Below are 17,721 nucleotides of genomic sequence, written 5' to 3' on the forward strand. Positions count from 1 at the left end.
TCACGCCACCACCAGAGCCGTTGACGGGCTCCCTTAGGTCGGTATGGGCCGGCTGCGCCTGTCATCCGGGGGGCTCACTGCCCTCTCTGCCGGGGTGGCATCCCGCTGCCCGACCCCATATAGTGCTCACACCCGGCGCCTTGCAGCGCCAACCGGCCCGCGCGGCAGCGGCCTGGCTGGTACCTTGAGTATCGCCAGGACAGACCCCATGCCCGGCAACATTGCCCCGCGCTGGCCAGTTAGACAGGACCCGACCACCAGAGACCCTCGATGCAAAGCCACGTAATAGAACATCAGATCGCCGGTGAGCTGAATGCCCGCCCGGAACAGGTGCAGGCCGCCGTTCGCCTGCTGGACGAAGGCGCCACCGTTCCCTTCATCGCCCGTTACCGCAAAGAGGTGACCGGCGGTCTGGACGACAGCCAGCTGCGCACCCTGGAAAGCCGCCTCGGCTACCTGCGCGAACTGGCGGATCGCCGTCAGGTGATCCTGCGCTCCATTGAGGAGCAGGGCAAACTCACCCCCGAGCTGGCCCGCGAGCTGAACGAGGCCGACAGCAAGACCCGGCTCGAAGATCTCTATCTCCCCTACAAACCCAAGCGCCGTACCAAGGGGCAGATGGCCATCGAGGCGGGGCTGGAACCGCTGGCCGACCTGCTGCTGGGGGACCCCATGAAAGATCCCGAGCAGGAGGCGGCCCGCTTCCTCAATGCCGAGCAGGGGATCACCGACGGCAAGGCCGCCCTCGACGGCGCCCGCTACATCCTGATGGAGCGCTTCGCCGAGCAGGCGGATCTGCTGGAGAAGCTGCGAGACTACCTGTGGCAGAACGCCACCCTGCGTGCCCGCGTGGTGGCCGGCAAGGAGCAGGAAGGGGCCAAGTTCAAGGATTACTTCGAACACGACGAACCCCTGCACAAGGCCCCCTCCCACCGGGTGCTGGCCATGCTGCGCGGCCGCAACGAGGGGATCCTCAACCTGGCGCTGGTTGCCGGCGACGATGAGGGTGCCAGCCCCTGCGAAGGGATCATCGCCCATCACCTCAGGCTCAACCTGCAACACCGCCCGGCCGACAAGTGGCTGCAGGGGGTGGTGAGCTGGACCTGGAAGATCAAGCTGTCGCTCCAGATGGAGACCGAGCTCATCGGTCGCATCCGCGAGTCGGCAGAAGAGGAGGCGATCAAGGTATTCGCCATGAACCTCAAGGATCTGCTGATGGCGGCGCCGGCCGGCATGCGCTGCACCATGGGGCTGGATCCCGGCATCCGCACCGGGATCAAGGTGGCGGTGGTGGATGCCACCGGCAAGCTGGTCGATACCGCGACCATCTATCCGTTCGAACCCAAGCGCCAGGTGGATCAGAGCCTCAAGACCCTGAGCGAGCTGTGCCAGAAGCACAGGGTCGAACTCATCAGCATCGGCAACGGCACCGCCTCGCGGGAGACCGACCGCCTGGTGAGCGATCTGTTCGAGCGCTACCCGGCCGCCAAGGCCCAGAAAATCGTGGTGAGCGAAGCGGGGGCCTCGGTCTACTCCGCCTCCGAGCTCGCCTCCCAGGAGTTCCCGGATCTCGACGTTTCCCTGCGCGGCGCCGTCTCCATCGCCCGTCGCCTGCAGGATCCCCTGGCCGAGCTGGTCAAGATAGACCCCAGGAGCATAGGTGTCGGCCAGTACCAGCACGACGTCGGCCAGAGCCAGCTGGCCCGACGGCTCGATGCGGTGGTCGAGGATTGCGTGAACGCGGTGGGTGTGGATGTGAACACCGCCTCGGTCGCCCTGCTGAACCGGGTGTCAGGCCTCTCCCAGACCCTGGCCCAGAACATCGTCGCCTACCGGGACGAGAACGGCGCCTTCAAGAGCCGCCAGCAGTTGCTGAAAGTGAGCCGGCTCGGACCCAAGGCGTTCGAGCAGTGTGCCGGCTTCCTGCGCATTCGCGGCGGCAGCAACCCGCTGGACAGCTCGGCGGTGCACCCGGAGTCCTACCCCGTGGTGGAGCGGATCCTGGCCAAACTGGAGCAGACCGTCGACAGCCTGCTCGGCAACAGCAGCCTGCTGCGCACCCTCAAGCCTTCCGACTACACCGATGAGCAGTTCGGCGTGCCCACCGTCACCGACATCATCGGCGAGCTGGACAAGCCAGGCCGCGACCCACGCCCCGAGTTCAAGACCGCCACCTTCAAGGAAGGGGTGGAGAAAATCAGCGACCTGGTGCCCGAGATGGTGCTGGAGGGGGTAGTTACCAACGTCACCAACTTCGGCGCCTTCATCGACATCGGCGTTCATCAGGATGGCCTGGTGCACATCTCCTCCCTGACCGACCGCTTCGTCAAGGATCCCCGCGAGGTGGTCAAGGCGGGCGACATCGTCCGGGTGAAGGTGCTGGAGGTGGATGCCCCGCGCAAGCGCATCAGCCTGACCATGCGTCTGGACGAGAAGGCCGGCCAGCCGGCGCGCAAACCGGCCGAGCCGCGTCACACCGGCAACCCCAGACCGAAACCGGCACCACGCCAGAGCCCCCCGACCGAGGGTGCCATGGGCAATGCCTTCGCCGCCGCCCTCTCCAGGCTGAAGAAATAAGCCCCTGAAAATGCAAAAAGCCCCGAAAGGGGCTTTTTCATCTCTGCACCATCCTCAGCGACGACCTGTTCAGACGTCCTGACTCAGTCTGTGGGGAGGCGCCGGCCTCACCGCTTGCTGGTAGTGCCTGGCAATCACCTGGTTGCGATTGTCCATGTAGGCACCGAGCGGCCCCATGGTTTCCTGCCTGAGCACCATCAGCTCCTGGCGGGCCCTGGCCTCCTTGGCGGAAGCGGCGCGGGCGACGCTCAGGTCTTGTGACGACGGCTCATCCGGCGCCAGCGCGGCGGCACGCACCTGCTGCATCTTGGCGATGGTCGCTGCCGGATCCCCGGGGATAGTGCCGATGTCGATGACGACCTCTCCCCCGGTGGCATAGCGCTTGCCATCCGGCCCACGGGAAAACTGGTAGCTGGGGCTGCCCGCATGCTCACCGCCGACCGCCTGGTGTGCCTGCTCGTGCTTGCGCACCTCGAGATCCCGCTCGACCAGCGCAGCCACCTGACGCTGCTGCTTCTGCTGCTCCTGCTGTTCGCCATCCTGGCGTTGTCGACGCTCCCCCTCCTCCCCCGTTGCCTCGACAAAACGGTGCGCCACCGTCGCGGGACCGGCCTGGCCACTCTCTTTCGTCGACGGGGATGGGGTAGCGGGATTGGCCTGAGCGGCCCGGGTTCTCTCTTTCTGGGAGCCGACGCCGGACTCGGCACCGAAGGCCTCGCTCTGGCGGCTGGGAGGCACCAGCTCCGCGCGGCGGTTGTCAGTCTGTGCCGATTCCGTCTGCGGCTGCAGCTGGTTGGGAATGAGCGACGGCAGGCTGACGTTGATATTCATCTCACACTCGGATACCGATCATGCTGCCCGTCCATACCGCATGCGGGCGCAGTTGGTTGGGGATAAGGGGCGGCAGGCTGACGTTGATGTTCATGTCACACCCGGATATCGATCAGGGTGCCCAGCATGTCGCTGGCGGTCTGGATCACCTTGGCGGAGGCGCCGGCTTGCTGCTCGGCCACCTTGAGGTTGACCAGTTCATCCGGCAACTGCACCTGATCACCCGCTGGCGTATTGAGACGGGCAATCTGGCTGGAAGCCTGGCCGGCCAACTGCTCCGCCCGCTGGAATCCCTGCACGCCCGCCGTCATGGCTGATTCGATACGCATTGGCACACTCCTCTGTAGGTTGGCCAATTATCCACCAACCCGGGGCATTATTGAAGCCAGTCGCTCAAATCTCAGCCAATGAACTGTCGCAGCAGGGTGATGAAATGCTCGGGGTGAGAAATGAAGGGGGCATGGGAGGCCTTGTCCAGTACCCGGCTCCGACTTCCGGGATAGCGCTCGTCCAGCAGCGGAATGGCCGCCTTGGGCACCAGGGTATCCAGCCTGCCATAGAGGCGCAGCCAGGGCAGATCCAGGCCGACTAGTTGATCCCGCAGATCGACCTCGGCCAACAGGCCGAGACCCGCCTCCAGGGCGGCAAGCCGGGGGGCTGGCCGCTCCGCCAGCCAGTGGCGCAGCTGGCGAATGTCGTTCCTGGCATGTTCGCTGCCCATGGCCTGGATCGCGAGGAAGCGTTCTATGGTCTGCATGAAGTCCCCCGCCAGCATCTGGTTGAACCCCGCCAGCACCTTGGGAGCTATGCCCGGCCATTCATCCCGGGCCATGAAGCAGGGGGAGCTGGCTACCGTGATGAGGGAGTGGAGGCGCTCAGGCATGGTCAGGGCCAGCTGGCTCGCCACCAGACCACCGAGGGACCAGCCGAGCAGATGGCATTTTTCAGGCAATATGGCCGCCACCTGCTCTGCCAGCCAGGGCAGGGTGTAGTCTGCACCTTCTTGCAGGGGGCTGTTGCCAAAGCCGGGCAGGTCCACCAGATGCAGGCGGTAGTGGGTAGCCAGTTCTTGGGCGATACCGTGCCAGACGGCCCCGTTCATGCCCCAACCATGCAACAACACCAGGTCCGGGCCCTGGCCAAACCGCTCAACCGATACGCTCATCTAGACTCAAGATCCCTGTTTATCTGCTTGGAGCCTGCATGTTAAAGCGGCTGCTCGCCAAAGCAAGTCCGATCCTCGGCACCCGGGCCGACTGGCTGGGTCTGTGCCTGCTCTGCCGCCAACCCTGTGACGAGGCGCCTCTGCTGTGCTCCTGGTGCCGGCAGGCCCTGCACCAGGATGGCTGGCAGTGCCGGCTGTGTGCGGCACCGCTACCGGAGCAATATGCAGAGAGCGACCTGGTGTGCGGACGTTGCCAGCGCCGTCCGCCCCCCTGGCAGCGGCTGCAGGTGATTGGCGACTACCGGGCACCCTACTCCCTGCTCGTCCCCCGGCTGAAATATTCCGGTCAGATCCTGCTCGCGCCGCTGCTTGCCCGAGTGCTGGCCGACCACCTTAATCTCGATGACCCGCCACAGGCCATCATTCCGGTCCCCCTGCACTGGTGGCGCCAGTGGTGGCGTGGCTTCAACCAGGCAGAGGAGATAGGCCGGGCCCTGAGCGAGCTCACCGGCATTCCCTGTGACAGCCGCTTGTTGCGCCGGGTCAGGGCAACCCCGCAGCAGACCCGGCTCAGTGCCGGCCAGCGGCGGCGCAATCTGCGCGGCGCCTTTGAGATGGCGCCTCACCACTACCGGCATGTGGCACTGCTCGACGATGTGGTGACCACGGGAGCGACCGCAGGTCAGCTCACCCGGTTGCTCCATGAGAGCGGCGTCACCAGGGTGGAGGTGTGGGCCATCTGCCGTACCCTCAGACACCCCCCATAGCCTGGCGCGGAACCGGCCGACGAGACTGGAGGCGGCATGATTCCGATACGCCCAAGCTCACAAGCTCGCCATCGGCACGCTACCCAAGCCCCGCCAAGCGAGTTATCATGAATACCCTAGTCGTACACTCAGGTTTATGAGGATAGTGATGATCAGCATTTCCGACACCGCCCAGGCCCACTTCCGCAAGTTGCTGGAGAAGCAGCCTGATGGCACCAACATCCGGGTGTTTGTGGTCAATCCGGGAACCCAGAATGCCGAGTGCGGCGTATCCTATTGCCCACCCGACGCGGTCGATCCGGAAGATCAGCACCTGCCCTTCAGCGGCTTCGACTGCCTGGTCGATCCCCTGAGCGCCCCCTTCCTGGTGGATGCCACCATCGACTTCGTCACCGATCAGATGGGTTCCCAGCTCACCCTGAAGGCGCCCAACGCCAAGATGCGCAAAGTGGCCGATGACGCCCCCCTGATCGATCGCATCGAATACGTGCTGATGTCCGAGGTGAACCCCATGCTGGCCGGTCACGGCGGCAAGGTCACCCTGGTCGAGCTGACCGACGACAAGCTGGCCATCCTGCAGTTCGGCGGCGGTTGCAACGGCTGCTCCATGGTCGACTACACCCTGAAAGAGGGGATCGAGAAGCAGCTGCTGGAGAAATTCCCGGGCGAGCTCAACGGCGTGAAAGATGCCACCGAGCACCAGCGCGGCGACCACTCCTACTACTGATTTGCTGCCCTTCTGGTTAAGACATGCGGCAAAGAAAAGGCCCCGCCAGCTGGCGGGGCCTTTTGCTATCCAACGAATGCGCCACCCCATCATGAAAAAGACCCCGTCAGTTTAAACTGGCGGGGCCTTTTGCATGCTGCGGCAGGCAGATCACTCGTCCTTCTTGTCTCGCGACAGCAGGGCGATGGCCGCCTCTTTCGGGTTCTTGCCCTCGTAGAGCACCTTGAAGATCTGCTCGCAGATGGGCATCTCGACGCCACAGCGGGCCGCCAGCAGATGCACCTCCTTGGTGTTGCGATAGCCTTCCACCACCTGGCCTATCTCGGCCATGGCGGTGTCAACCGACTTGCCCGCCCCCAGCGCCAGGCCGAAACGGCGGTTGCGCGACTGGTTGTCGGTGCAGGTCAGCACCAGATCCCCGAGCCCCGCCATCCCCATGAAGGTCTTGGCGTCGGCCCCGAGGGCGGCGCCCAGACGCTGCATCTCAACCAGCCCCCGGGTGATGAGCGCGGTCCTGGCGTTGGCGCCGAAGCCCAGACCGTCGGAGAGACCGGCACCGATGGCGATGACGTTCTTGACCGCCCCGCCCAGCTGCAGACCGATGAAGTCCGGATTGGTATAGACCCGGAACGAGCGGCCGCAGTGCAGCAGCAGGGAGAGATCGTCGGCAAAGTCGTCGTGGGTGGAGGCCACCGAGATGGCGGTCGGCAGACCGGCAGCCAGCTCGCGGGCGAAGGTGGGGCCAGAGATGACCGCCAGCGGAATGGCATCCCCCAGCACCTCCCGCGCCACCTCCTGCAGCAGACGGCCGCTGTCCGGCTCCAGCCCCTTGGTCGCCCAGGCGATCCGGGTATCCGGGCGCAGGAAGGGCTTGACCCGGGCCAGCACCTCGCCGAACACATGGCTCGGCACCACCAGCAGCAGCACGGGAGCGGCTTGCACCGCAGCCTGCAGATCCGCCGTCAGTTGCAGATCGGCCGGGAAGGGAACATCCGGCAAGAAAGCCTTGTTGCAGCGATCCTGTTCCAGCTCGGCGACATGGGCGGGGTCATGACCCCACAGCAGGGTCGGATGACCGTTGCGCGCCAGAGAAATGGCAAGGGCGGAGCCATAAGACCCCGCCCCCAGAACCGAGATTGCGATCTGGTCGGCCATTATCAGGCTTCCGCAGTCGCCTGCTGGGCCTGTACCTGCGCCATGTGCTGGGCGAACAGGGCGTCGAAGTTGACCGGTGCCAGGTTCAGCTGCGGGAAGGAACCCTTGCTCACCAGGTTGGACACCGCTTCGCGGGCATAGGGGAACAGGATGTTCGGGCAGAAGGCCGCCAGGCAGTGGGCCAGTTGCGGCTCAGGCAGGTTGCCGATGGTGAAGATGCCGGCCTGCTGCACTTCGCACAGGAAGGCGGTCTCGGTTTCCAGCTTGCAGGTGACGGTCAGAGTCAGCACCACTTCATAGACGCTGTCGGCCAGGACATTGGTCTTGGTGTCCATGTCCAGCTTGACGTCAGGCTGCCACTCTTTCTGGAAGATGTGCGGGGTATTCGGGGCTTCGAAGGAGACATCCTTGGTGTAGACACGCTGGATGTGGAATTCCGGTTGCACTTCCTGGTTGTTGATTTCGTCAGCCATTTCGTTTGATTCCTTTTTAAGATAATGAGTGGGCGCAGGCCCTTAAATCAGCGTTTTTTGGTCACCGGCAGATTGTCTGCACGCCATTGGGCCATGCCACCGCTGAGCACATACACCTGCTTGAAACCGGCCTTGCTCAGTTGGCGACCCGCGCCACCAGCGGTCATCCCCGACTCGCACACCACTATGATGGGGGCATCCTTGTGCTTTTCAACCGGACCCAGATTATTCGCCTGGATCTGGGCGAGTGGCAGGTGATGGGCCCCGGCCAGATGGCCCTTGGCAAATTCATCCTGACTGCGAATGTCCACGACGGTGGCATTTTCACGGTTGATAAGCAGGGTAGCGGCGTGGTTGTTGACCGCCTTCACCGGAGAAAAACGGGCACGCACAGTGGTATACACCAGGGTGCCTGCCAGGCCCAGCCAGGCTGCGGTCAGCAGCGGGTTGCGGGCCGCGAAATCCAAATACTCTTGCATCTTCTACTATCCAGGGACCAAGACAAGGGCCCGAGTATACATGGGGCCCTGCATAAGATCAGCCATCTTGGCGGCAAAGCGAGAGCAAGCTCCCATCAGGGATTGCCCCCGATTCTTCCTCCTCCAACCGGGCCGTACGAGAGGCTGAGCCATGTCGAAAAGAGGAGGGCCACAGAGGAAAACCCGCCGCGGCAGACAAGCCGGCAACATGCCTAAAACAGCGGGATAACAGTTAAAAAGCGAGGCTGGAGAGGGACTTGGCTATCAGGTGACTATTTCGGCAGATGTAGTAATATTACGCTAGTTTCACTTCCCGCAATTCATTCCTATCCGAGAGGACATAGCCTTATGTCAACAGCTAAGAAACCGCTGGTTCTGGTCATCATGGACGGTTGGGGCTACAGCACCAAGCAAGAGTACAACGCCGTCGCTGCTGCCAAGACCCCCAACCTGGATCGCCTGGCCCGTGACTACACCAGCACCCTGATCTCCGGCTCCGGCCTGGACGTGGGTCTGCCGGACGGCCAGATGGGCAACTCCGAAGTGGGCCACACCAACATCGGTGCCGGTCGTGTCGTCTATCAGGAGCTGACCCGCATCTCCAAGGACATCCAGGAAGGCGTCTTCTTCCAGAACGTCGAGATCGGCAAGGCTGTCGACGCCGCCGTGACCAAGGGCAAGGCCGTGCACATCATGGGTCTGATGTCCCCGGGTGGCGTACACAGCCACGAAGAACACATCATGGGCATGATCGAGATGGCCGCCAAGCGTGGCGCCGAGAAGATCTATTTCCACGCCTTCCTGGATGGCCGCGACGTGCCGCCGCGTTCCGCCCAGTCCTCCATCGAGCTGTTCGACGCCCTGTTTGCCAAACTGGGCAAGGGCCGTTTCGCCTCCATGATCGGCCGCTACTACGCCATGGACCGCGACAACCGCTGGGATCGCGTACAGCAGGCCTATGATCTGATGACGTTGGGCAAGGGCGAATTCACCGCCGACAACGCCACCGACGCACTGGCCGCCGCCTATGCCCGCGACGAGAACGACGAGTTCGTCAAGGCCACCCGCATCGGCGACGCTGCACCGATGGAAGATGGCGACGCACTGATCTTCATGAACTTCCGTGCCGACCGCGCCCGCGAGATCACCCGCGCCTTCGTCGACACCGACTTCACCGGCTTCGCCCGCACCGCCACCCCGGCCCTGAATTTCGTGATGCTGACCGAGTACGCGGCCGACATCAAGACCGCCTGTGCCTACCCGCCCACCGCCCTGGTCAACACCCTGGGTGAATGGCTGGCCAAGCAGGGCAAGACCCAGCTGCGCATCTCCGAGACCGAGAAGTACGCCCACGTCACCTTCTTCTTCAACGGTGGCGAAGAGGCCTGCTTCAGCGGCGAAGATCGCGAAATCGTGGCGAGCCCGAAAGTGGCCACCTATGACCTGCAGCCGGAGATGAGCTCCGAAGAGCTTACCGACAAGCTGGTAGCGGCCATCAAGAGCGGCAAGTACGACGTCATCATCTGCAACTACCCGAACGGCGACATGGTCGGCCACACCGGGGTGTTCGATGCCGCGGTCAAGGCCTGTGAAGCGGTCGACCACTGCATCGGTCGCGTCACCGACGCCCTGGCGGAAGTGGGTGGCGAGTGCCTGATCACCGCCGACCACGGCAACGCCGAGAAGATGATGGACGAAGAGACCGGTCAGGCCCACACCGCCCACACCAATCTGCCCGTTCCCCTCATCTACTTCGGTCGTAAGGCCGAGGTGGTGGAAGGCGGCAAACTGTCCGATCTGGCCCCCACCATGCTGACCCTGATGGGTGTGCCGGTACCGCCGGAAATGACTGGCAAGCCCCTGATGATTCTGAAATAATCCTGCCCCATGCGGGGATGCGATGTTATTTCACAGAAAACCAGTCGCGTCGGCCTGTTGGCCGGCGCGCTGTTTTTTTGCCTGATCGGCGGCACGGCCCAGGCTGCGAACCAGCAGCTCGGGGCCATGCAGTCCCAGATCAAGGAACAGCAGCAGACCCTCAAGCTCAGCAAGCAGGAGCTGGCCAAGCTCAACACCCAGCTCAAGGCTGACGAGCAGGCCATCTCGGCCGCCGCCGCCAAGCTCGACCAGACCAGGCTGCAACTCAAGCAGAACCAGCAGAAGCTGGCCTCCCTGCAGCAGGACAAGCTGGCGCTGGAGCAACAGGCAAAACACCAGAAACAGTTGCTGGCCAAGCAGGCGGAAAGCGCCTTCCAGGCGGGCAACCACGATTACCTCAAGCTGCTGCTCAATCAGCAGGATCCGGCCAAGCTGAGCCGCGCCCTCGATTATTTCGACTATCTCAACAAGGCCCGCATCGAGGCCATCGAGGCCCTGCGCGCCACCCGCGACAAGCTGGCCAAAAACCAGCTGGCCACCAAAGAGACCGAGACCCGGCTGCAGACCCTGCTCGGCGAACAGCAGCAACATCACCAGAGCCTGCTGGCCAGCCAGCAGAGCCGCGCCAAGGTGCGCAACCAGTTGCAGCAATCGGTGCAAAACGACGAGCTGAAACTGACCAGGCTGGTCAAGGCGGAAAAGGCGCTGAAGGCGCGGCTGGAGGAGCTGCGTCGCCAGCGGGAAGAGCAGGAGCGACGCGAGCGCGCCGAGCGGGAGCGCCTCGCCAAGATCAAGGCCGAGCAGGAGCGCCAGCGCCGGCTGGAGGCGCAGCGCCTGGCCGCCGAACAGAAACGCATCGCGGAGCAGCAGCGGATCGCGGCCCAGCAGCGGCAGGTCGGCGAGCAGCAACGGCTCGCCGCCGAACAGCGCAGGGTCAGCGAGCAGCAGGAGCAGGTGGCGAAGCAGCAAACGGCCGCCCGCAACAGCGCCAAGGCGAGCAGCAACGGCTATGGCGGCCTCAGCACGGGTGGCAACCTGCGCTGGCCGGTGCAGGGCCCCATCCTCATCTCCTACGGCTCGCCGCGTACCGCCGAGCTGAAGTGGAAGGGCACCCTGATAGGCGCCAGCGAAGGGACCCAGGTCAAGGCCGTGGCACCGGGCCAGGTGGTCTATGCGGACTGGCTGGACGGCTTCGGCATGCTGCTGGTCATCGACCACGGCCGCGGCTACATGAGCCTCTACGGTCACAACCAGTCGCTGCTGCGCCAGGTGGGCCAGAACGTGGAACAGGGAGAGCCCGTGGCCCTGGTCGGCGACAGCGGCGGGCAGGAGCGCTCCGGCCTCTACTTCGAGATCCGCTATCAGGGCGAAGCCATCAACCCCACCAAGTGGCTGGCCAGACGCTGACACCCCGGCTCCTCACAACGAAAAGCCTGCCTTGCGCAGGCTTTTTCATGGTGAAGGGCGCAGCCGCCACGAACTGCACCCGTTGATGAAAAATTACCTCTTTTTCCATCCCCTCAGGGAAAGACCACCAGGCCTATCTGCTCCAGCAGCCCCTGCTGCTGATCTTCATTGATCTGCACCCCGGCGAGGTTGACCCGGCGCAGATCCAGGCCGGACAGATCGCACTGGCGCAGGTCGCAGCCCTGCAGGTTGAAGCTGGTCCAGTCGATTTGCCCGAACTCGGAGCCGCTGAGATCCGAGCCCGCCAGGGAGGCGCCCAGCAGGTTGGCCCCCTGCCAGCGGTTGCCGGCAAGCTCGCACCGCTCCAGCAGGCAACTTTCGAAGTTCGCATAGCTGAAGTTGTTGCCGGTGAGGTGGGCCTCGCAGAAGTAGCTCTTGGCGGTGATCCGGTTGGCGAAGCTGGCGTGGGCGAAGTTGATCCCCATGGCCTGGCAGTCGCGCATCTCCAGCCCCAGACACTGGCTGCGGCCGAAGTCCGCCAGGGTGAGATCGCAGCGCAGGAAGCTCGCCTCCCGCAGATCGCAGCCCTGAAACAGGCAACCCAGCTCCCGCTCCCTGTCATAGAAGCTGCAGTCGACGAAGCGGCTCTCCCCGAGATCGAGCCAGGAGAAGTGGCAGCCGATGAAGCGGCACTCCGAGAACTGCTCCCCCTCCACCTCCCGCTGCTCGAAGTGGACCCCCTCGAAACACCTGCCCTTGGTCATCCCCTGCCCCCTGTTGATGGCGTCATATGCTGACTTTGTTGCGCAAAAACGGTAATGTTACCTGTAACATTTTTTGCCGGATCCCCAGATGAACGACACCCGCAAGCGCCGCCCCACCCTGCAGGACATCGCCGACCTGACCGGAGTCACCAAGATGACCGTCAGCCGCTACCTGCGCGATCCCCAGGCCGTGGCCGAAGGGACCCGCGAGCGCATCTCCGCGGCGGTAGAGGAGCTCGGCTACATCCCGAACCGGGCGCCGGACATGCTCTCCAACGCCACCAGCAAGGCGATCGGCATCCTGATCCCCTCCCTCTCCAACCAGGTCTTCTCGGCGGTGATCCACGGCATAGAGGCGGTGACCCGGCCCGCCGGCTACCAGACCCTGCTCGCCCACTACGGTTACAGCCCGGAGCGGGAAGAGGAGCAGGTCGCGTCTCTGCTCTCCTACAACGTGGACGGGCTCATCCTCTCGGACACCCAGCACACCGAGCGCACCCGCAAGATGATCGCCACCGCCGGCATTCCGGTGGTGGAGACCATGGATCTGCCGCTCTCTCCCATCGACATGGTGGTAGGCATGGATCACCGGGCCGCCGCCCGGGCCATGGTAACAGAGATGCTGCGCCGGGGACGGCGCAAGGTGATCTACCTCGGCGCCCGGCTCGACGTGCGCACCCAGTTGCGGATGGAAGGCTACTACCAGGCGATGGCCGATTTCGGCCTGACCGGCCAGCACCTGCTGACGGAGCAATCCTCCAGCTTCACCCTGGGGGGGGAGCTGCTGGCCCAGGCCATGGCGCGCTTCCCCGATCTCGACGGCCTGTTCTGCACCAACGACGACCTGGCGGTGGGCGCCCTGCTGCAATGCCAGGCCAGGTGGATCCCGGTGCCCCAGCAGGTGGCCATCGCCGGCAGCAACGCCCTCGACATCGGCCACGCCATGACCCCCAAGCTCGCCAGCATAGTCACTCCCCGCGAGGCCATCGGCCGCGAAGCCGCCATCATGCTGCTGGCCCGCCTCGGCGGCCAGCCGCTGGCGACCAGGTGCAAGGACATGGGCTTCTCCCTCTATGAGGGGGAGAGCCTCGGCTGATCTCCGGCCATCATGGCGCGTTCGACCGCCATGATGGCGCCTTTACCCCTCTCCCCTGTCCGCCCCCTGACCTATGCTGGCCCCTCAATCCACCATGTCAGGAGTACCCCATGCACCACACCAAACGACTGAAAGCCTGCCTGCGGCGCGTCATCTGCGCTCCCACCTTCCCCCTGGCCGAACTCGACGCCTGGTTCACCCCCGACTACTGCCAGGAGGTGAACGGCGAGCGGCTCGACTACCCGGCGTTTCGCCAGCACATCGCCGCGCTGCGCCGCCATCTGGCCGGGGCGAACATCGAGTTTGTCGCCACGCTGGCGCTGGGTGAGCGGGTCCACTCGACCCATCTGGTCAGGGCCACCCGCCACGATGGCGACACCCTGGTCTGCAAGGTGAGCGGCCTCTTCACCTTTCGCGGCGATCGGCTCTGCCACACCGACGAGGTGACCTGTCTGCTGGCAGGCAGCAAGGAGGATGCGGATATCGGCTCGCGGCGCTGACTGCCGGCAACCCGCAGATACCGCCTGGCGGACAGGACGCAGACGACGCGCCCTCAGGCCGCTGATTCGCGCCGGGCAAGGCGCTGGAGGGCGCGGGACAAGGCGCCGGGATCCTCGTAGCCGAGCCGATCGGCGATCTGGGCCAGCGTGAGCCCCCGGTGCTGCAACTGGCGCGCCCGCCCCAGCACCACCTGCTCCCGCCACTGGCGAAAACTGCACCCCAGCTGCTGGAGGAAGAGCCGGTTGAGGGTGCGCACCGAGGCGCCGCAGTCAGCCGCCAGCGCCCCCAGCGTCAGATGGATGGCAGGCGCCTGGCACACCCTGTCCAGCACCCGCAGCAGGCGCGGGTCCAGCTCCCCGGCGAGGGGAATACGCTCCGCGAGCGGATCGGCGCGCTCCAGCTCCTGGCCAAGCACCGTCAGATAGGCCCCCTTCACCTCTTCCTCGGCCAGCTCGGGCAGGCGGGCGAAGAGACCCGCCAGCAGCGGGCTGGCCTGCAAGGGGCCGAAGGTCGTGCGGGCGGAAGTCGGCACATAGAGGAGGGAGAGCCGGGATCGGCGCAGCACGCGAAACTCGTGCTCCCAGCCCGCCGGAATGAAGCAGATCTGGCCCGCCACCAGCAGCTCGCCCTCCCCGTGCCCCGTGATGATGCCGCCCCCGTCGTGCAGGTAGCAGTATTGGGCCCGGGGGTGGCAGTGCAGCGCGGTGAAGTGCCCTTGCGGGTAGGATGGATGCAGGCAGGACATGAAGGCTCCAGGGTGGAGGGACGGCCCCCGACCTTAAGCCAGGGCAAGGCCGGAAGCAAACGGCCCACCCCCTCCCGGGGCGTAAAAACAGCAGGCCACCCGAGGGTGGCCTGTCCGATTTATCTATACGGCTTTCGCTTAGCGCTTGACCAATTCAACCGCTTCCCGGGAGAGGCGGGTCACCTCCTCCCAGTTGCCGCTCTTGACGGCTTCTGCCGGCAGCATCCAGGAGCCGCCGACGGTGGCCACACATTTCAGCGCCAGGTAGTCGGCCACGTTTTTCGGGCCGATGCCGCCGGTGGGGCAGAATTTCACCTGGGGCAGCGGCGCCGCGATGGCGGAGAGCGCCTTGGTGCCGCCGTTCGCCTCGGCCGGGAAGAATTTGAGGTGGTCGTAGCCCGCTTCCAGCGCCTGCATCACCTCGGACGGGGTGGCCACACCCGGGATCAGCGGCGCAGTGCTCCTGGCCGCGTGGGCCAGCAGGGCCGGGGTCATGCCTGGGGAGATGACGAAGCGGGCACCGGCGGCCACGGCGGCATCAAACTGCGCGCAGTTGAGCACGGTACCGGCACCGACCATGGCGTCCGGCATCGCCTTGGCGATGAGGGCGATGGCGTCCAGCGCCACCGGCGTGCGCAGGGTGATCTCGAACACCGAGATGCCGCCGTCCAAGAGGGCCTTGGCCATGGGCAGGGCCTGCTCCAGCTCATTGATGACCATCACGGGTACCAGGGGGGAGGCGGCAAACACCTCGGCCGGGGTCACTTTCCAGTTCTGCATAGCTCTTCCTTAGTCAAAGATGGTGGCGCCGCACTCGGCGCTCGATACCGCGCGACGCATCACGCTGAACAGTTCACGGCCCCACCCCTCTTGTTCCAGGGTGAGGTCGATCTCGGCCTGGGTACGGCCACTCAAATCGGTCAGGCAGTCGAGGCTGCCGGTCACCGCGTCCACCCGCAGCAGATCGCCATCGGCAAGCAGGCCGATGGCCCCGCCGTGCAGCGCTTCCGGGGTGACGTGGATGGCGGCCGGGATCTTGCCGGAGGCGCCGGAGAGGCGACCGTCGGTGACCAGGGCCACCTTGTGACCCGCCTTCTGCAGGTTGCCGAGCACCGGCATCAGCTTGTGCAGCTCCGGCATGCCGTTGGCGGCCGGGCCGTTGTGGCGCACCACGATGACGGCGTCCTGGTTCAGCTCACCGGCCTTGTAGGCCGCCTCCACCGCGTGCTGGGAGGAGAAGACCCGCGCCGGCGCCTCGATGACGCGATACTCGGGAGCCACGGCGGAGACCTTGACCACGGCGCGGCCCAGGTTACCGGCCAGCAGCTTGGTGCCGCCGGTGGCCTGAAATACGCTACCGGAGGGGGACAATACACTCGCATCGCCGCTCTCACCCACCGGCTGCCATACCAGCTTGCCATCCACCAGTGCCGGGCGGCTGAGGTAATCCTGCATCTCGCCGAAGACCGGGGTGGCGTCCAGGTGGATCAGCCCCTCTTGGGCCAGCCGGCGCATCAGGCCGGGCACGCCCCCCGCCTGTTCGAAGGCGTTGACGTCAGCCGGGCCGTTCGGGTACATGCGCACCAGGAGCGGCACCACGTCGGAGAGATCGCTCAGGTCGTCCCAGGTCAGCTCCAGCCCGGCGGCGCGGGCCAGCGCCACCATGTGGATGCTGTGGTTGGTGCTGCCACCGGAGGCGAGCAGGGCCACCAGGCCGTTGACCAGGGCGCGCTCGTCGATCACCGCACTCAGGGGGCGATAGGCCGGGGAGCCCGGGATCATGGCGCTGATGCGGCGGGCCGCTTCCTCGGTGAGGGCGCGGCGCAGCTCGCTGTGCGGATGCACGAAGGCGGAGCCCGGCAGCATCAGGCCCATGGCCTCGAACACCAGCTGGTTGGTGTTGGCGGTGCCGTAGAAGGTGCAGGTGCCCGCCGCATGGTAGGCGCCACACTCCATCTTGAGCAGGGCGTCGCGGCCCACTTCACCGGCGGCGTACTGCTGGCGCACCTTCACCTTCTCGTCGTTGCTGATGCCGCTCGCCATCGGGCCGGCAGGCACGAAGGCGGTGGGCAGGTGGGCGTGGGAGAGCGCCCCCATGATCTGGCCCGGGGCAATCTTGTCGCAGATGCCGAGCAGCAGGGTGGCGTCGAAGGTGTTGTGGGAGAGGGAGACCGCGGTGGCCTGGGCGATGAGATCCCGGGAGAAGAGGGACATGTCCATCCCCGGCTGGCCCTGGGTCACACCGTCGCACATGGCGGGCACGCCGCCGGCGACCTGGGCGCTGTGGCCGAGCTCGGCCAGCGCGCCCTTGATGATGTCCGGGTAGCCCTGGTAGGGCTGATGGGCGCTCAGCATGTCGTTGTAGGCGCTGACGATGCCGACGTTGGCGCGGGTCATGTCGAGGATGCGCCCCTTCTCGTCACAGCTCGAGGCCGCCACGGCGTGGGCCAGGTTGCCGCAGGAGAGGGAGGCGCGGGTCTTGCCCTGCTCGGCCTGGCGCTGGATGCGGGCCAGGAAGCGGGCACGGCGGGCGGTGCTGCGCTCGCGGATGCGGTCGGTCACCAGGGTGATCACGGGATGGGTCATAGCTATCTCTCCAACTCTATATACGGGCGCGTTCGGCAGTGACCGGGCGCGCGACATGGCTCATTGCGCCTGCGCCAGCGCGGTGACGGCACGGTCGACCACCTGTTCGAAGGTCCCGTCGATATCGATGCGAAACACGCCGGGCTCGCCATCCGGTCGCTCCAGGGTATCAAACTGGCTTTGTACCATGGCTTCGCGCATGAAGTGGCCCTGCCGTGCCCGCATCCGCTCGAGAATGAGGGACTGGCTGCCATCCAGAAACAGGAAGTGTACCGAGTCGTTGCCCTCGCGGATCTGGTCGCGGTACTGCTTCTTGAGGGCCGAGCAGACGATGACGCCGAGCTCGTTCTTGCGCTCCAGGCTGTAGGCCGCGTCGCGGATCCGCTCCAGCCAGGGGGCCCTGTCTTCGTCGTTGAGCGGGTTGCCCGCCGCCATCTTCTGGATGTTCGCGCGAGGGTGCAGATCATCGCCGTCGATGAACTTGGCCCCCAGGGCATTGGCCACCTTGAGGCCGATGCTGGACTTGCCGCTGCCACACACACCCATCACGATAATGCACTTGCCCGCCAT

The 17,721-nt window shown here is 65.3% G+C and carries 18 protein-coding genes; 7 read left to right on the forward strand and 11 right to left on the reverse strand.

The window, feature by feature from the left end; all coding sequences use genetic code 11:
- Positions 1-270 precede the first annotated feature (270 nt).
- The gene (locus AB5Y72_RS10525) at positions 271-2,577 is read left to right on the forward strand and encodes a Tex family protein (protein WP_325783364.1); all 2,307 of its coding nucleotides are present in this window, start codon (positions 271-273) and stop codon (positions 2,575-2,577) included.
- A 69-nt stretch (positions 2,578-2,646) separates the two neighbouring features.
- Here the strand turns inward: AB5Y72_RS10525 and AB5Y72_RS10530 are convergent, their stop codons facing one another.
- From AB5Y72_RS10530 to bioH, 3 genes are all read right to left on the reverse strand, one after another.
- Positions 2,647-3,408, reverse strand: coding sequence for a putative metalloprotease CJM1_0395 family protein (locus AB5Y72_RS10530; RefSeq protein ID WP_325783363.1), 762 nt, complete (start codon positions 3,406-3,408; stop codon positions 2,647-2,649).
- 95 nt (positions 3,409-3,503) lie between these two features.
- Positions 3,504-3,737 carry a flagellar basal body rod C-terminal domain-containing protein gene (locus tag AB5Y72_RS10535; protein ID WP_219143332.1) on the reverse strand — a complete coding sequence of 78 codons (234 nt, stop codon included), beginning with the start codon at positions 3,735-3,737 and terminating at the stop codon, positions 3,504-3,506.
- 71 nt (positions 3,738-3,808) lie between these two features.
- Positions 3,809-4,573, reverse strand: a complete 765-nt coding sequence (gene bioH, locus AB5Y72_RS10540) for a pimeloyl-ACP methyl ester esterase BioH (RefSeq protein ID WP_219143331.1) — start codon at positions 4,571-4,573, stop codon at positions 3,809-3,811.
- A 38-nt stretch (positions 4,574-4,611) separates the two neighbouring features.
- Here bioH and AB5Y72_RS10545 point away from each other — a divergent pair, with 38 nt between their 5' ends.
- The gene (locus tag AB5Y72_RS10545; protein WP_219143330.1) at positions 4,612-5,340 is read left to right on the forward strand and encodes a ComF family protein; all 729 of its coding nucleotides are present in this window, start codon (positions 4,612-4,614) and stop codon (positions 5,338-5,340) included.
- 148 nt (positions 5,341-5,488) lie between these two features.
- Positions 5,489-6,067 carry a Fe-S biogenesis protein NfuA gene (gene nfuA / locus AB5Y72_RS10550; RefSeq protein WP_010672549.1) on the forward strand — a complete coding sequence of 193 codons (579 nt, stop codon included), beginning with the start codon at positions 5,489-5,491 and terminating at the stop codon, positions 6,065-6,067.
- A 150-nt stretch (positions 6,068-6,217) separates the two neighbouring features.
- Here nfuA and gpsA read toward each other — a convergent pair whose 3' ends face one another.
- Genes gpsA through AB5Y72_RS10565 form a run of 3 tightly spaced genes read right to left on the reverse strand, consistent with a single transcriptional unit; the run spans position 6,218 to position 8,174 of the window.
- On the reverse strand, positions 6,218-7,222 hold the full coding sequence (gpsA, locus tag AB5Y72_RS10555; protein ID WP_219143329.1) for an NAD(P)H-dependent glycerol-3-phosphate dehydrogenase: 1,005 nt from the start codon (positions 7,220-7,222) through the stop codon (positions 6,218-6,220).
- Between the two features lie 2 nt (positions 7,223-7,224).
- A complete protein-coding gene (secB, locus tag AB5Y72_RS10560) occupies positions 7,225-7,695 on the reverse strand; it encodes a protein-export chaperone SecB (protein ID WP_010672547.1) in 471 nt (156 codons plus the stop codon).
- 47 nt (positions 7,696-7,742) lie between these two features.
- Positions 7,743-8,174 (reverse strand): rhodanese-like domain-containing protein, encoded by a 432-nt coding sequence (locus AB5Y72_RS10565; protein WP_010672546.1) that lies wholly within the window; start codon positions 8,172-8,174, stop codon positions 7,743-7,745.
- Positions 8,175-8,522: 348 nt separating this feature from the next.
- Between AB5Y72_RS10565 and gpmM the strand changes: the two genes are divergently transcribed.
- Positions 8,523-10,052, forward strand: a complete 1,530-nt coding sequence (gene gpmM / locus AB5Y72_RS10570) for a 2,3-bisphosphoglycerate-independent phosphoglycerate mutase (protein WP_219143327.1) — start codon at positions 8,523-8,525, stop codon at positions 10,050-10,052.
- 9 nt (positions 10,053-10,061) lie between these two features.
- Complete coding sequence (locus tag AB5Y72_RS10575) at positions 10,062-11,459, forward strand: peptidoglycan DD-metalloendopeptidase family protein (protein WP_216991244.1); 1,398 nt, start codon at positions 10,062-10,064, stop codon at positions 11,457-11,459.
- 113 nt (positions 11,460-11,572) lie between these two features.
- Here the strand turns inward: AB5Y72_RS10575 and AB5Y72_RS10580 are convergent, their stop codons facing one another.
- Positions 11,573-12,223: a Qnr family pentapeptide repeat protein gene (locus AB5Y72_RS10580; protein ID WP_216991245.1), complete on the reverse strand. Its 651-nt coding sequence runs from the start codon at positions 12,221-12,223 to the stop codon at positions 11,573-11,575.
- 88 nt (positions 12,224-12,311) lie between these two features.
- Here AB5Y72_RS10580 and AB5Y72_RS10585 point away from each other — a divergent pair, with 88 nt between their 5' ends.
- Together AB5Y72_RS10585 and AB5Y72_RS10590 are read left to right on the forward strand one after the other, a co-directional pair.
- A complete protein-coding gene (locus AB5Y72_RS10585) occupies positions 12,312-13,319 on the forward strand; it encodes a substrate-binding domain-containing protein (protein WP_216991246.1) in 1,008 nt (335 codons plus the stop codon).
- Between the two features lie 110 nt (positions 13,320-13,429).
- The gene (locus AB5Y72_RS10590; RefSeq protein WP_216991247.1) at positions 13,430-13,819 is read left to right on the forward strand and encodes a nuclear transport factor 2 family protein; all 390 of its coding nucleotides are present in this window, start codon (positions 13,430-13,432) and stop codon (positions 13,817-13,819) included.
- 53 nt (positions 13,820-13,872) lie between these two features.
- Here AB5Y72_RS10590 and AB5Y72_RS10595 read toward each other — a convergent pair whose 3' ends face one another.
- The 4 genes from AB5Y72_RS10595 to AB5Y72_RS10610 form a co-directional block, all read right to left on the reverse strand.
- Positions 13,873-14,565 carry an AraC family transcriptional regulator gene (locus AB5Y72_RS10595; protein WP_216991248.1) on the reverse strand — a complete coding sequence of 231 codons (693 nt, stop codon included), beginning with the start codon at positions 14,563-14,565 and terminating at the stop codon, positions 13,873-13,875.
- Positions 14,566-14,703: 138 nt separating this feature from the next.
- Positions 14,704-15,345: a bifunctional 4-hydroxy-2-oxoglutarate aldolase/2-dehydro-3-deoxy-phosphogluconate aldolase gene (locus tag AB5Y72_RS10600; RefSeq protein WP_216991249.1), complete on the reverse strand. Its 642-nt coding sequence runs from the start codon at positions 15,343-15,345 to the stop codon at positions 14,704-14,706.
- Between the two features lie 9 nt (positions 15,346-15,354).
- Positions 15,355-17,151 carry a phosphogluconate dehydratase gene (gene edd / locus AB5Y72_RS10605; RefSeq protein WP_216991250.1) on the reverse strand — a complete coding sequence of 599 codons (1,797 nt, stop codon included), beginning with the start codon at positions 17,149-17,151 and terminating at the stop codon, positions 15,355-15,357.
- 60 nt (positions 17,152-17,211) lie between these two features.
- Entirely contained in the window at positions 17,212-17,721 is a 510-nt protein-coding gene (locus tag AB5Y72_RS10610; RefSeq protein WP_042078405.1) for a gluconokinase, read from the reverse strand.

The organism is Aeromonas sp. R7-4, assembly GCF_040908055.1.
Classification (GTDB): domain Bacteria; phylum Pseudomonadota; class Gammaproteobacteria; order Enterobacterales; family Aeromonadaceae; genus Aeromonas; species Aeromonas sanarellii.